The organism is Actinoplanes siamensis (genome assembly GCF_016862395.1).
Lineage (GTDB): Bacteria > Actinomycetota > Actinomycetes > Mycobacteriales > Micromonosporaceae > Actinoplanes > Actinoplanes siamensis.
In genome coordinates, this window is record NZ_BOMW01000035.1 from 79,654 (window position 1) to 93,470 (window position 13,817).

11 protein-coding genes are annotated in these 13,817 nt (G+C 70.3%); 5 read left to right on the forward strand and 6 right to left on the reverse strand.

Annotated features, from left to right (window positions below; genetic code table 11):
- Positions 1–19: 19 nt before the first annotated feature.
- Positions 20–568, forward strand: a complete 549-nt coding sequence (locus Asi03nite_RS19465; RefSeq protein WP_203681649.1) for a GtrA family protein — start codon at positions 20–22, stop codon at positions 566–568.
- Here the strand turns inward: Asi03nite_RS19465 and Asi03nite_RS19470 are convergent.
- From Asi03nite_RS19470 to Asi03nite_RS19480, 3 genes are all read right to left on the reverse strand, one after another.
- Positions 510–1,100, reverse strand: coding sequence for a PH domain-containing protein (locus Asi03nite_RS19470; protein WP_239102783.1), 591 nt, complete (start codon positions 1,098–1,100; stop codon positions 510–512). The two genes, Asi03nite_RS19465 and Asi03nite_RS19470, sit on opposite strands and share 59 nt — an antisense overlap.
- A gap of 4 nt (positions 1,101–1,104) precedes the next feature.
- Positions 1,105–1,959, reverse strand: a complete 855-nt coding sequence (locus tag Asi03nite_RS19475; protein WP_203681654.1) for a biotin--[acetyl-CoA-carboxylase] ligase — start codon at positions 1,957–1,959, stop codon at positions 1,105–1,107.
- A 256-nt stretch (positions 1,960–2,215) separates the two neighbouring features.
- Positions 2,216–3,418 carry a hypothetical protein gene (locus Asi03nite_RS19480; RefSeq protein ID WP_203681656.1) on the reverse strand — a complete coding sequence of 401 codons (1,203 nt, stop codon included), beginning with the start codon at positions 3,416–3,418 and terminating at the stop codon, positions 2,216–2,218.
- A 134-nt stretch (positions 3,419–3,552) separates the two neighbouring features.
- Here Asi03nite_RS19480 and Asi03nite_RS19485 point away from each other — a divergent pair, with 134 nt between their 5' ends.
- Positions 3,553–5,124: an acyl-CoA carboxylase subunit beta gene (locus tag Asi03nite_RS19485; RefSeq protein WP_203681658.1), complete on the forward strand. Its 1,572-nt coding sequence runs from the start codon at positions 3,553–3,555 to the stop codon at positions 5,122–5,124.
- 136 nt (positions 5,125–5,260) lie between these two features.
- Here Asi03nite_RS19485 and Asi03nite_RS19490 read toward each other — a convergent pair whose 3' ends face one another.
- The 3 genes from Asi03nite_RS19490 to Asi03nite_RS38940 form a co-directional block, all read right to left on the reverse strand.
- Positions 5,261–5,995, reverse strand: coding sequence for a M50 family metallopeptidase (locus Asi03nite_RS19490; protein WP_203681660.1), 735 nt, complete (start codon positions 5,993–5,995; stop codon positions 5,261–5,263).
- Between the two features lie 210 nt (positions 5,996–6,205).
- Entirely contained in the window at positions 6,206–6,418 is a 213-nt protein-coding gene (locus Asi03nite_RS19495; protein WP_203681661.1) for a hypothetical protein, read from the reverse strand.
- Between the two features lie 85 nt (positions 6,419–6,503).
- The gene (locus Asi03nite_RS38940) at positions 6,504–10,082 is read right to left on the reverse strand and encodes a serine/threonine-protein kinase (protein ID WP_373872139.1); all 3,579 of its coding nucleotides are present in this window, start codon (positions 10,080–10,082) and stop codon (positions 6,504–6,506) included.
- Between the two features lie 101 nt (positions 10,083–10,183).
- On the opposite strand from Asi03nite_RS38940, the gene Asi03nite_RS19505 reads away from it, so the two are divergent.
- The 3 genes from Asi03nite_RS19505 to Asi03nite_RS19515 all read left to right on the forward strand — a co-directional run bounded on the left by Asi03nite_RS19505 (position 10,184) and on the right by Asi03nite_RS19515 (position 13,647).
- Entirely contained in the window at positions 10,184–10,387 is a 204-nt protein-coding gene (locus tag Asi03nite_RS19505; protein WP_203681662.1) for an acyl-CoA carboxylase subunit epsilon, read from the forward strand.
- Positions 10,388–11,182: 795 nt separating this feature from the next.
- Positions 11,183–12,535, forward strand: coding sequence for a hypothetical protein (locus tag Asi03nite_RS19510; protein WP_203681663.1), 1,353 nt, complete (start codon positions 11,183–11,185; stop codon positions 12,533–12,535).
- Positions 12,536–12,567: 32 nt separating this feature from the next.
- Positions 12,568–13,647: a S8 family serine peptidase gene (locus Asi03nite_RS19515; protein WP_203681666.1), complete on the forward strand. Its 1,080-nt coding sequence runs from the start codon at positions 12,568–12,570 to the stop codon at positions 13,645–13,647.
- Positions 13,648–13,817: the final 170 nt, after the last annotated feature.

Here is a 13,817-nt window from a genome sequence, read left to right on the forward strand (position 1 = left end):
GCCCCCGTAAGGTTGCCCAATGCCTTCAGCTCAACCGCTGACGGAACGCCTGCGCCGTCTCGCTCCCGAAGCCGTCGCCTTCGGCATCATCGGCGCCGGGAACACGCTGCTCTACATGGCCATCACCTGGCTCGCGCTGCCGATCGGCGCGGTCAAGGCGAGCATCATCGCCACCGTCGTCACCACCACTCTGGCGTACCTGGCGAACCGCTACTGGACCTACCGGCACCACACGCGCACCGCGCTCCGCCGGGAGTACACGTTGTTCTTCGGCTTCAACCTGGTCGGGATGGTGATCCAGTCCGGCATGGTCGCGGTCGGCAAGTACGGTTTCGGCCTCACCGAGACGGACGACGAGCTGATGTTCCTCGGCGTCACGGTGATCGGCATCGCGATCGCCACGATCTTCCGCTTCTGGGCCTACCGGACGTTCGTGTTCCTCAAGCCCCCGGTCGACGGCCACGAGGGGGAGATCGCCGAGCTCGACGCGACGGCCGGCCTGGCCGAGCTCAGCGCTGTCGACGTTCCGGGGAGCGCGGCCGAGCTGGACGCCCGGCTGAAGCGCTGACCTCCTCGTCGTCCGCTTCCTCCGCGTCGTCCGCGTCGTCCGCGTCGTCCGGCGCCCGCTCGATCAGCTCGTAGAGCAGCGTCTGCACCCGCTGTGCCCGGGGCACCCCGGTCAGCCGGGCGCTCTGCTCGCCAATCGAGTCGATCACCAACGTGCCGGTGCCGAAGAGGCGGTCCAGCAGGGACTGGGTCAGCGCGTGGTCGTTCACCCGGTTCAACGGCAGGTCACGACGCTCACGGACCAGCACACCGCGCTGCATCAGGAGCCGCTCGCCGGTCAGCACGTAGTGCGTGCAACGCCACTGCGCGAGCGGATGCAGGCCGTACCGGACGCCGTGATAGAGCATGATCGCGACGACCAGGACGAAACCGATCCGGCCGCCCTCGTTGTCCGGCAGCAGCACCCAGGCCATGATCGTGCCGGTCAGGGTGAGCGCGACCACCAGGGCCGGGCCGACCACCGACTTGCCGTGCGGGCGCAGGTGGAGGACGACCTCCTCGTGCTCCGCGAGAACTTCCGCCGGGAACGCCACGCGGTCAGCGTACGTGCAGGACATCCCCCGCCGAGACACGATGCTCGGCGCCGTCCACCGTACGGATCACGAGTTGCCCGTCCCGGTCCACGGTGGCCGCCTCGCCGGTGAGCTCGCCGCCACCGGGCAGCAGCACCCGCACGTCCCGGCCGATCGTCGCGCACCGCCGCTGGTACTCCCCGAGCAGCCCGCACATCTCGGCGTCGCCGCCGGACTCGCGCCAGCCCCCGTACCACCGCTCCATCGCCCGCAGCAGCGCCCGCAGCAGCGGATCGCGGTCCAGGCTGGTCGCGCCGGCCAGGCGCAGCGAGGTGGCCGGCACCCCGGTGGTCTCCGGCAGTTCCTCGGCGCGGGTGCTGACGTTGAGTCCGATCCCGACCACTATCGCGTCGCCGGACATCTCGGCCAGGATCCCGGCGCACTTGCGGTCGCCGACCAGCAGGTCGTTCGGCCACTTCAGGGCGGCATCGACGTCGGCCACCCGGGTCACCGCCTCGGCCAGCGCCACCCCGGCCAGCAGCGGCAGCCAGCCGAACGTGCCGGGGGTCGCGGCGGGCCAGCCGCGCTCCGCGTCCGGGACGCCGGGCCGCAGCAGCATGCTCAGGGTCAGTCCGGCTCGGGCCGGGCTGCGCCACTGCCGGTCGCGCCGGCCGCGGCCCGCGACCTGCTGCTCGGCGACGACGACCAGCCCTTCCGCGACGCCGTCGCGGGCCGCCTCGGCGGCGTCCGCGTTGGTGGAGCCGGTCTCGTCGCGGATGTCGATCCGCGACCAGAGCGCGTCGGGCCGCACCAGGGCGCGGGTGAGCGCGCGCCCGGAGAGCGGCGGGCGGTCCAGATCGGTGTACCCAGAAGCGGCCATTCCGGCAGCCTATGCCCCGTCCGGCGGGCGGCCGTCGGCGGTGCTTCGCCACCGGCCCACCTCTCTTCGACGAGCCTGTCCCGGTCCGGGCGGCGCGCCTCGTTCCCGTGTACCTTCCCGAACCAGGCATCCGGCCTCGAACAGGCGGCGCGCCCGCCGGCGCCGGGCACGCGTCGTTTCTCCAGCGCGCCCCTCCGGCGTCCGTTCCGGGCGCGGGTGCACCGCCCGCCGGCGCATTGTCGCGCCGGTGGCCTGGTCAGCGCTGTGGGTGGGCGGCGTGGCGGCTCACGTAGGACGAGTCCGCCTCGACGGCGGCCGGGCGGGGGCGCGGACGAGGACGGCCACGTTCGCGCCGGGCTTCGGCGTCGGCCGCACGGCGGCCGCGCCGGGACGGGTCGTTCCATGATGGTTCCTCCCGGCCGGCCGACCCGTTGGCGGTACGTTCGAGGCTGCGCCCCCGGGCGTCCCGCATCGCCCACGAGCGCGGCAGCCGGATGCGCTGCTCGTCCTCGGGCGGGGTCCACGCCGGCATCAGTGTGGTGGGCTCGGCGGCCTGCACCGGGGTCAGATCAAAACCGGTCGCGGGCTCGTAGTCGGGAACGGCCGGGAGCCGTTCCACCGGGACCGGCCAGCCGTAGCCGCGCGCCGAGGGCTCGGGGTCGGCGTAGAGGTCGTCCGGCACCGGGGTCCAGTAGTCCCCGGACGGCGGCTGATCGTCCAGGTCGCGGTACCGCGGGCGGACCCAGTCGTCGATCCGGTCGCCGTAGCGGCGATCGGAGCGGTCGATCGGGGCGGGGCGCGTCCGGTCGTACCCCGAATCGTCGTCGGCCTCGCTCCAAGCGGCCTGGCCGGAAGCCGGTTCCGTGCCCCACCCACCCTGACCGGAGGCGTGCTCTGCATCCCAGCCGGGCGGCTCGGGGGCCGGCGCCACATCCCAGCCAGGCGGCTCGGAATCCGGCGACGCATCGCATTCGGCCTGGTCGGGAGCCGGCTCCGCGCGCCAGGCGGTGTTGTCGATGAACCGGGACGCCTCGGGCTGCTCGTCCGCCTCCCGCGGTTCGGCCGCTTCGTCCACCACGCCCCGGTCGCCCTGCCACGCCTTCCCCCCGTGCCCGGACCGCTCGCCGTGCCAGGACCGCTGCTCAGGCCAGGGGTACCGCGGCAGGACACGATCGCCCGCGTCGGCCGGGCCGGAGTCCGGCCCGATCGGCTGCACCCGGCTGTTGAAAGCGGCGGCCCGCCGGCGTCCCCGGCCCGGCGCGTTGTCCACCGGAATCTCGTCGCCCCGGGGACAGCCGCCCGCCCGGGACGCGGTCCGCGGCGGCTCCCCGGAGCGGCCACGGCGGGCCGGGTTCGCGTCGCGCGCACCATCGCCGCCCCCGCCCCCGAACAGCACGGCGCGGAAATTGATCAGTGTGGCGAGGCCTCCCGCGATGAAAGCAAGCCCGGCTGCGGTCATCCAGTTCGTCACGTGAGGCGTAACGAATGGGGCAAGGGGTGTGAAACGGACGCATACCGACACCCGCTTCGTACGCCGCGAGCGAAGCTACGATCATCGGAGTGCATCGCCGCCCGCCGAGCGTGGAGACCATCGTGACAACGCAGCCCGACATCCACACCACCGCCGGCAAGCTCGCCGACTTCGCCAACCGCTCCGAGGAGGCGGTCCACGCCGGGTCCGCGCGAGCCGTCGAGAAGCAGCACGCCCGCGGCAAGAAGACCGCGCGGGAACGGATCGAGCTGCTGCTCGACAAGGACTCGTTCGTCGAGCTCGACGAGCTGGCCCGGCACCGGTCCACCGCCTTCGGCCTGGACAGGAACCGGCCGTACGGCGACGGCGTGGTGACCGGCTACGGCACCGTCGACGGCCGGCAGGTCTGCGTGTTCTCGCAGGACTTCACGGTCTTCGGCGGCTCGCTCGGCGAGGTCTTCGGCGAGAAGATCGTCAAGGTGCTCGACCTGGCCATGAAGATCGGCTGCCCGATCATCGGGATCAACGACTCCGGTGGCGCCCGGATCCAGGAGGGCGTGGTCGCGCTCGGCCTCTACGCCGACATCTTCTTCCGCAACGTCCGGGCCAGCGGCGTGATCCCGCAGATCTCGCTGATCATGGGACCGTGCGCGGGCGGCGCGGTCTACTCCCCCGCGATCACCGACTTCACAGTGATGGTCGACCAGACCTCGCACATGTTCATCACCGGGCCGGACGTGATCAAGACGGTCACCGGCGAGGAGGTCGGGATGGAGGAGCTGGGCGGCGCGCGCACCCACAACACCCGCAGCGGCAACGCCCACTACCTGGCCTCCGACGAGGACGACGCGATCGACTACGTCCGGGCTCTGCTCTCCTACCTGCCCAGCAACAACCTGGACGAGCCGGCCGTCGACGCCGAGGACGCGGACCTCACCCCGGGCAACGCCGACCTGGCCCTGGACACGCTGGTCCCGGACTCGCCCAACCAGCCGTACGACATCAAGACGGTGGTCGAGACGGTGGTCGAGGACTTCCTCGAGGTGCAGCCGCTCTACGCGCAGAACATCGTGGTCGGGTTCGGCCGGGTGGAGGGCCGGCCGGTCGGCGTGGTGGCGAACCAGCCGATGCACCTCGCCGGCACGCTCGACATCGCGGCCAGCGAGAAGGCAGCCCGGTTCGTGCGCACCTGCGACGCGTTCAACATCCCGGTGCTGACGTTCGTCGACGTGCCCGGCTTCCTGCCCGGCACCGGACAGGAGTGGGACGGGATCATCCGGCGCGGGGCCAAGCTGATCTACGCGTACGCCGAGGCGACGGTCCCGAAGGTCACGGTGATCACCCGCAAGGCGTACGGCGGGGCGTACGACGTGATGGGCTCCAAGCACATCGGCGCGGACATGAACTTCGCCTGGCCGACCGCGCAGATCGCGGTGATGGGCGCGCAGGGCGCGGTGAACATCCTGTACCGCGGGGAGCTGGCGTCCGCCGAGGATCCGGCGGCGCGCCGGGCCGAACTGATCCAGGAGTACGAGGACACGCTGGCCAACCCGTACATCGCGGCCGAGCGGGGCTATGTGGACGCGGTGATCCGGCCGTCGGACACCCGGGCGCAGGTGACCCGGGCCCTGCGGATGCTGCGGACCAAGCGGGAGAGCCTGCCGCCGAAGAAGCACGGCAACATCCCGCTGTAGCGGCTTTCCCCGCGGTGGCGCGGGCGGCTTCCCGGGTCCGCGCACGGCCGACGGCTTCCCGGGTCCGGGCACGGCCGGGCGGTCCATTCGAGCAGCGCACGGCTTCGGGCGCCCGCGCGGTTTACCGGGCGGTCGTTCAGACGGTCGCCGGCAGCCACTGGCCGGCCAGCAGGAACGCGCCCGTGACCAGGGCGATCAGGTTGACGACGAGGAAGACGCCGACCCAGAAGAGCGCCGGCACGTGGGTGATCCGGGCCAGCTGGTCGGCGTCCGAATCGCGCATCCGGCCGCGGCTGCGCAGGCTCTGCAGCTCGAAGACCGGCCGCACGCCGCCGATCAGAAGGAACCAGACTCCCGCGTACGCGAACGCGGACTGCACCTCGGGCGACGCGTACCAGGACACGGCGAACACGATCGCGCCGGTGACCAACAGCGAGATCACCCCGAACAGGTTCCGGATGTTGATCAGCATGAGCAGCAGCAGCGCCACTGCCAGCCAGAGCAGCAGCGTGATGCGGTTGCCGCCGAGCAGCCACGCGCCGCCCAGCCCGACCAGCGACGGCGCGATGTAGCCGCCGAGCAGGGTAAGAATCATCCCGAGGCCGGTCGGCCGGCCCGCCGAGAGCGTCAGGCCGGACGTGTCGAACTCCAACCGGATGCCGCGCAGTCTGCGGCCGGTCAGCAGGGCGAACAGGGCATGACCACCCTCATGGGCGATGGTCACCGCGTTGCGGGCCACCCGCCACACCGGGCGGAAGGCCACCGCCAGGAATCCGGCGACCGCGGTGAGCAGCACCAGCATCCCGGGTGGGTCCGGTTGGGCGCCCAGCAGTTGGTCCCAGAGGTCGCTCACACCGTCGATCGACAACACGCGGGGGACTGTAGCCGATCCGGCCGTGCGGTGCGTCGCACCGGCCACGCGTCTCAGCTACGTACAACTCGTTCGGTGGTCCGGCTTCTCTGCCCGCCGGCCTCGGCCTGCCGACCTGCTCCGCTTCGCGGGCTCCCACGCCTGCTTGCTCCTCCACCTGCCGGGCGCCTACGCCTGGTGGCTCTTTCCGTTGCCCGGCTCTGTGCTCGTTCAGGCGCGACGGCGGGCCACTGCCTTCGCGGGGGCGGGGGCACGGTGGCCGAGGCTCCGGGCCGCGTAGACGCCGCCGGCCGCGACCACCAGACCGGCGAGGAGAAGCACCGCCACCGGTCCCAGGGCGGTCGCGACAATCGCGACGTCGGCCAGGGCGACCAGCATCCACAGCGCCAGCGTGGGCTTACTGCCGTACCGTCGGCAGTTCATAACGCACCTCCATCCGTGATCCTCAACAACTACCCGCGTTGCCGAGGAATCACGCATGAAGTTGGCGTCGGCTTGCCCGGTCCGGTCAGCCCGCCTTGAATCCGGCGAGCACTCCGTCCAGATCCTTCCGCGCGGAGTCCCATTCGTCCGGCGGCGTGTACCAGCAGATGTTGTACGTCTTCCCGTCGACCGAGAAGCCCCGCTTCAACACCCGCTGCCGGCTTCCGCTGTCGGTGTTGTACAGGTACTCCCAGTCCGCGGCCGGACGCCCCTGGTAGGTGACCGACTTGATGCCGATCTTCTGGTAACCGGGCGGGGGCGACGCCTGCTGGAAGGCCTTCGCCGGGTCACCCTGGTCACCGTCGAACCGGAAGACGATCAGCAGCCGGTTGTCCCACTTGATCCAGTTGCCGCCGCTGCCGCGCTTCTCCACCTCGGCGTTCGACGGGAGCGCGAGCGAGTAACCGGAGAGCGATCTGGTCTTCCAGCCCGCCGGAACCGCGCCGGTGGTCGCGGCCGCGGAGGACGGCGCGCTGGACGGCTTCGCCGGCGCGGCCGAGCCGGCGCCGCCCTTGGCCGGCGGGGCGGCCGGCTGCTCGCTGCCGGACACCGCGGCCGGCGTGGTGCCGCCGGACCCGGCCGTCCGGTCCCCGTCGTCACCCAACGCCTGCACCAGGATGATGCCGACGAGCAGCACGAACACCAGCACGATCGAGGCGCCGACGATCGCCTGACGGCGGGTCAGCGTGGTCCCGAAGATCGTGACGCCGTTGACCCGGCGAACCTCCGGGCGCACCGGCATCGGATTCCACGCCGGACGGTTCGACGGGGTGAACCCGGGGACGCCGGGCAGCTGGTTGACCACCCGGGTGGCGCCGTCCGGCTCGGCGGCCGGGGTCGGGGTCGGCGGGACGATCGCGGTGAAGTCGACCACAGAGGTCTTGTCCTGGTCGGCGGCCGGGCGCCGACCAGGGGTCAGAGCCGTGGCCGGGCGTTCCGGGGCCTCGGCCGGCTCGGGCTTCTTGGCCTGCTCGGCCTTGACCCGGGCCGCCTCCTTCCGCGCCGCTTCCGCACGCGCGGCCTCGGCCCGTGCTTTCTCGGCCCGCGCAGCTTCGGCCCGCGCTTTCTCGGCCCGCGCAGCTTCGGCCCGCGCTTGCTCAGCTCGTGCTTCTTCGGCTCGCGCCGCTTCCGCTCGCGCGGCCTGCTCGGGCTCGGGCTGTTCGGCCTCGGCCTTCTCGGTGTCGGCCTCGGCCGGCTCGGGCGTGGCCTCCGCGGACCGGTCCGGTCCCGGCTCGGCCTTGACCGCCGGCTGGGTCTTCTCCGCCGGCTCGGCCTTCTCCGCCGGCTGGGTCTTCTCCGCCGACTCGGCCTTCTCCGCCGGTTCCGCTGCTTCCGCGGGCTCCGCCTGCTCGGCAGCCGCAGGCTCTTCCGCCGACCCGGCGTTCTTCGCGGGACCGGCCTCCGCCGCGGTCACGGCTGCGACGCGTCCGGCCGCGACGTCAGAAGTTTCCGCGCTGGTTGTCGTCCCGGGCGTGTCGGACCCGGCCCGCGCGGCACTGTCCGATCCGGGCTGGTCGGTTCCGGTCGGGGACGGCTCAGCGGCGTACTCCGCAATCGTGGCCTTCCCGGCCACCGACTTCGCCGCCGCTTTCCCGACGGCGTCGGCCGTCGTCTTCCCGCTCTGTTCCGCCTCGCCCTTGACCTCCGGACCGGCCTTCGCGGGCTCGGCGGGCGGCGGCGTGACCAGGGCGGCCTCCGCGGCCGGGGTCTCCGCCCCGGCCACGATCGGCCGCGGCGCTTCCCCCGGAGCCGGCTGCTCGGCCTCTGCCCCAGCCGGCGCGGCATCCGCCCGACCCGGCCGCGCCGCTTCCGTCCGGGACTGCGCGTCTTCCCTCCGCGCCGGCTGGGCGGCTTCCGTCCGAGATCGCGTTGTTTCCGTCCGCGCCGGCTGCACTGCTTCCGCCTCGGCCTGCTGCGCGGTCTCCGCACGGGCCGGCTGCGCGGTCTCCGCACGGGCCGCGGACTTGTCGGCCTCGTCCGGGGCGGGGACCACCGGGTAGGCGCCGGTCGCGGCGGCCAGCGAAGCCTCGTGCTCGGGCGCGGCCTGCTTGCGGCGATTGGCGGCCACGTCGGCGGCGGTGAAGCCGACCCGGGCCGTGTTGACCGCTGGGTGATCCGCGGACGGATCGACAGGGGCCGCCCGCCCGGGAACCCCAGGGGCGGCGGACGCCGGACGCGCGCCGGAGAAGGTGACCGGTCCACGAGCACCGGACGGGTCACCCGGCTGACGCGGACCAGCGGGATTCGCCGGGCCGCGGCCGTCGAACGGGGTACCGGGCTGGCGCGGACGCGACGGGTCGACAGGTCCCCTCGTACCTGCCAAATTGCCCGGTTGGGCGAGGCCGGGCGGGGCGGCTGGACCGCGCGCACCGCCGAGATCGGCCGGGCCGCGCCGGCCGGGCGGCTCGTCGCGGACCGGGGGCCCGTCCACCCTGGTCGGGTCCAGCGGCGGCTTCTGACCCGGGCCTGCCGGGGGCGCCGGGGGCACGTTGCCGACCGTGGCGCGGCCCGGCGTGAAGCCCGGACGGCCCGGTGGAGTCGGACGGCCCTGACCGTTGTTGCCCACGGCGTTGGGGCCACTCTGGGAACGGTTCGGCGCGTCGCCGGGACGGGCCGTCACCGGCGGGCGCGGGGTGGGCACGACCGGCGCGGAGCCGGTGGCGGTGACGAAACCGCTGCCCGGCAGCACCGGCGGCCCGCCCGGCCCGGTCGGCAGCGACGGCCGCTCCCGGCCGGCCCCGGGGCGGCGCATGGTCGGGCTCATCGGGAAGCTGATCTTCGTGCGGCGGCCGGCGGCCCGGGCCAGCAGCCGCTCGGCCTCGTCGGCGTCGATGCGGTGTGCCGGATCTTTCCGCAACAACCCGTTGAGTACGGGCTTGAGCGGCCCCGCGTTCCGGGCCTGCGGCACGTTCTCGGTGGCCAGCGCGGCGAGCGTGGCGATCGCCGACGGGCGGGCGAACGGGGACTGGCCCTCGACCGCGGCGTACAGCGTGGCGCCGAGCGACCAGAGGTCGGCGGCGGGACCGGCGGTGCCGTCCCGGGCACGCTCCGGAGCGATGTACGCAGGGGAGCCGAGGACCAGCCCGGTGCGGGTCACATTCGGGTCGCCGGGGACTGTCGCGAGACCGAAATCGGTCAGCACGACGCGGCCGTCACCGCCGATCAGCACGTTGCCCGGCTTGATGTCGCGGTGCACGACACCGGCGCGGTGGGCCGCCTTCAACGCGTTGAGCACGCCGAGGCCGATCTCGGCGGTGCGGACCGGGTTGTACGGCCCGTCGGCGGCCAGCGTGTCCTGCAGGGAACGGGACGGCACGTACTCCATGACGATCCACGGGTCGGCGTCCGTCCGCAGCACGTCGAAGACGCGGACCACGTTGATGTTGTTGAGACGGGCGATGGCGCGGGCCTCACGCAGGGATCGCTCGCGCATCTCCTGCCGCTCGGCGGGCGTCAGTCCGGGCGGGGGCACCAGTTCCTTGATGGCCACCTCGCGGTGCAGGACGACATCGGTCGCCCGCCAGACGCGACCCATCCCGCCCTGACCGAGCGGCGCGATAAGCCGGTACCGATCAGCGACAATGAGCGGGGGAGAAGAAGACATCACGCAGAAAATACCTGGTTCTGTCGAGCGGCCGCGAATTGATCAGCCGAGTGTGGGACACGTGTCACCGGAAGCCGGGGCACCCGTCGTACGCTCGGCCAATGAATGAGGAACCGCTGGTCGGAGTCGTACGTGGAAGCCTAGACGATCATGAGCTGGCCGCTCTGGTCGCCATCCTGGCAGTTAGATCTACGTCGGTCAATTCCTCTCCCCGGCCACAACCACCCTCCGACTGGATCCGATCAGCCCGCCCAGCAGCGCCCGCACGCTCCTGGAGGACCTCCGCCCTCCCGCGCGTCCACTGATCCCGCGTTTGTCCACAGGCGGCCTCCACAGGACTCGATGTAGCGCGTGGTGATTGGTTAATCTCGCTGCGTGGCTCCGAACGACGACGTCGGACGCGATGACTGTCACATCTCCGCCGACATCACCGCGATGGAAGACTTCGCCAGAAAACTGCTGGCCGAGGTCGACAACGACTACGCCCCGCATGCGGACAATCTGGCCAACCAGATGCTGACCCGCCTGCCGGCGGTGGACGGGCAGTTCAACGAGCTGTCCGCCTTCGCCGGCGTGTTGCAGTGGGCGCAGGACAGTTGTCAGCAGAACATTTACAACTTCGCCAATGGGACGCATGGCTTCGCGAAGGCCGCCGAGGAGGTCGGTGGGCTTTACCGCGGGGCGGATGCGTTCGCCCGGGCTCGGCTTGCGGATGTGGAGTCGGCGCTGGTCACGGCTGGGCTGCTTCCTCCTGCCCCTTCGGCTCCGGCGGCTCCCCCGCCGGGCGCGCCCTCCGCCGCCTCCGCCGCTCCTCATGGGCCCGGCGCCTCTCCCACCGCCGACACGCCTTCCGCCTCGGAGGCGTCCCCGTCGGCTGACTGGCCTCCCGCCTGGGAACCGGCGCCCACGCCTGGCTCCTCTTCCGCCCAGGAGCCGGCGCCCACGCCTGGCTCCTCTTCCGCCCGGGAACCGGCGCCCACGCCTGGCTCCTCTTCCGCATCTGGCGCGCCTCCAGCTGAGACGGCGGGCCCGGGCTCACCTGCAGCGCCCCTCCCCGCGGCCCCGGCTCTCCCCGCACCGCCTCCGCCCAGCTCTTCGCCGTGGTCGACGCCTCCGCCATCGAGGGGGAATGCCTGATGTTCGCGAATTCCGACAATGGAGGCGGCACGGACTGGACCCGCAAGACCGTCCCGCAGATGTGGTCGATGCTGGCCGCCCACGACGGAACAGTCCACAAAGACCTGCTGGTCACCTGGAAGAAGTCCGCCGACCTGCTCATCGACCATTTGTCCCGGGTCCGCCGCTACCGGGACAACCTCGCCGAGGCCTGGCCCCCGGAGAAGAACCGAGCCGCCGCCAAGTACCTGGACCGCCTCGACGACCTGATCAAACACCTGACCGAAACTCACCACGCGACTGTGGAAAACCACCGCGCGCTGGGAGCCGCGACGTCCGCACTGGTCGGCGCCCGCCGGAAGCTGGAGCCCATCTATCGGACGTACCTGGCCAGCCAGCAGGAGGCAGAGGCCGTCGCCGCACGGAAGCGCAGCAACACCGAGACCCTCGGCAAGTACCGGATCATCGCCCCGCCGCCGCTGACGCCCGTGGAGTCTCGGCAGTTGCAGCTCCACCTTCAGGCGCAGGCTGTGATGTCAGCCCTGAGCACGGACCTGGCCCAAGCCCAGCTGAACATCACCACTCCCAAGCTCTATGACCCGAGCATTCCCGTCGACGACAGCAAACCCTTCATGGATAGCGGGGGTAATTCGCACCCATCGCCGCCCTCCAGGATTCAATCCTTCCCTGGTGAGCAATACGCTCGATCTGGGCATGTATCAACAGACTCTGGACTACCTCAGCCCAATAATTCAATACAGAATCAAGGCAGAGTACCATCGTTTTACTCGCCTCCGATACCGCAAGAAGTAGCACCTCCAAACTCCCGAACTTCCGAACTCGCCATAAGCGAATTAACGCCATCCAAAGGCAGGCCGACCACTTCATCAACAGCGTTAGACGTCCCAGGAGATCCCAGCACTTCAGCTGCCGGTGGACCGCGAAAGCCCCAAATCACCGGGATTACACGATCCGTCACACAGGCAAATCCCATCGCATCGGCTGGAAACAGTTCGTCACCTACTCGCGCAAATCAAGGGTCTATCCCAGGCGGGATACTTGGCACCCCTCCGGGGGTCGCCAACAGTCGCAGCGGAACGCTCCCACCCGAGATTCGACGAGTCAACCCGGTTGGTGGCATCATCGGCCAGCCCGGGATCATGGGCGGCCCGCCGGGACCCATGCAAAAACTGAGACCCTCTAGGGGCGATAGTTCAGGCAGCGATCATTGGAACCCAGAAGATCCCTGGGCAACAGAAAAGGGCGTTCCTCCGATCTTACTGCCACCCAAGAAGGAGAAAATTAATCCTGGACCAGCCCTTGGCCTGCCCCAATGAGAACGTATATAAGCCGGGGACTCCTAAGTATCATGCTTTCAATCTCAACAACCACCCCTCTAGCACCTCCCAATAAAACCGATCCCGTACGCAGTGCGGAGTGGTTCCTTGACTTCCTCAAAATCAAAGACGCGCATTCGATAAGCACTGGCGCAGGCGTGACGGTCGGCCTGCCCGATACCGGCACTTTCCCGCATCGCGACTTTGTCAAGAACCTCGCCAATGGGATCGACCTTACGAGCGGCAGGTCAACTTCCACGAACAACGACAAAGACGGCCATGGGACCGAGATGGCCGGCCTAATAGCGGGTCACGGCCACGGGAATTCAGCAGGAATTCTAGGAATAGCTCCTGATTCTCGACTGCTCTCCATCAAGGTCACTGAAGGGGTTTCGCAAGCATCCGAGCTAGAAGCGGGAATAAAGGCGGCAGCTACCCTCGGCGCCAGTGTCGTGAACATTTCAGCAGTAACGGGACCCTCTAGGGCCCTTGAGGAAGCGATTCACATAGCCGCACAGCAGGATTCGGTCATCATTGCCAGCTCAGGAAACGCTTCTAGGGTTGCCACGATCGGCTACCCCGCAGCACTACAAGGTGTTCTTGCGGTAGGAGCAATAGGCAAGAATGGAACTCCCACGCCCTCCTCAATCCCTGGACCCAATTTGGGAATATGCGCACCGGGGGAGAAAATAATTACAACAGGATTGAAATCCGAGTATAGTGAAATCCGTGGCACATCGGCGGCAACTGCAATAACTTCAGGCGCAGCTGCACTAGTCAGGGCTCGATTTCCGGAATTGTCGGCGCAGGAGGTTATTCATCGGCTTACTGCTACGGCTCGGGATGTTGGGGCTCCGGGGTGGGATGAGCAGTGCGGGTACGGGGTGCTTGACATCGTGAAGGCCCTTACCGCTGACGTGCCGCCGCTTGCGGGTGGTTCGGCGTCCGCGGCTGTGGGGGCCGGCGGATCGTCCGGTGCTGCGGCTGGTGGTGCTGACCATGGCGGCGATCGGCAGAAAACCGTGGTTCTCGGGGGGATTGCGGCTGTGCTGGCCGGCGGGGTTCTTGTCGCTTGGCTTGCTGTTCGCCGGCGAGGGCGAAAACGTCTTTAGGACTTTTGAGTCGCTGCGCGGGCCGCGGCGAAGGCAACGCGACTGGCGTCACGCCGGGGCTGGGTCCGGTCAAGCCGGGCTGGAGACGTGGATCGAGAAGAGGCTGTGTGCGTCTGCGGTCCGCTTTCAGATCGACCCGGCCGGAGGGAGCCGCTTCGAGGAGGGCCGGC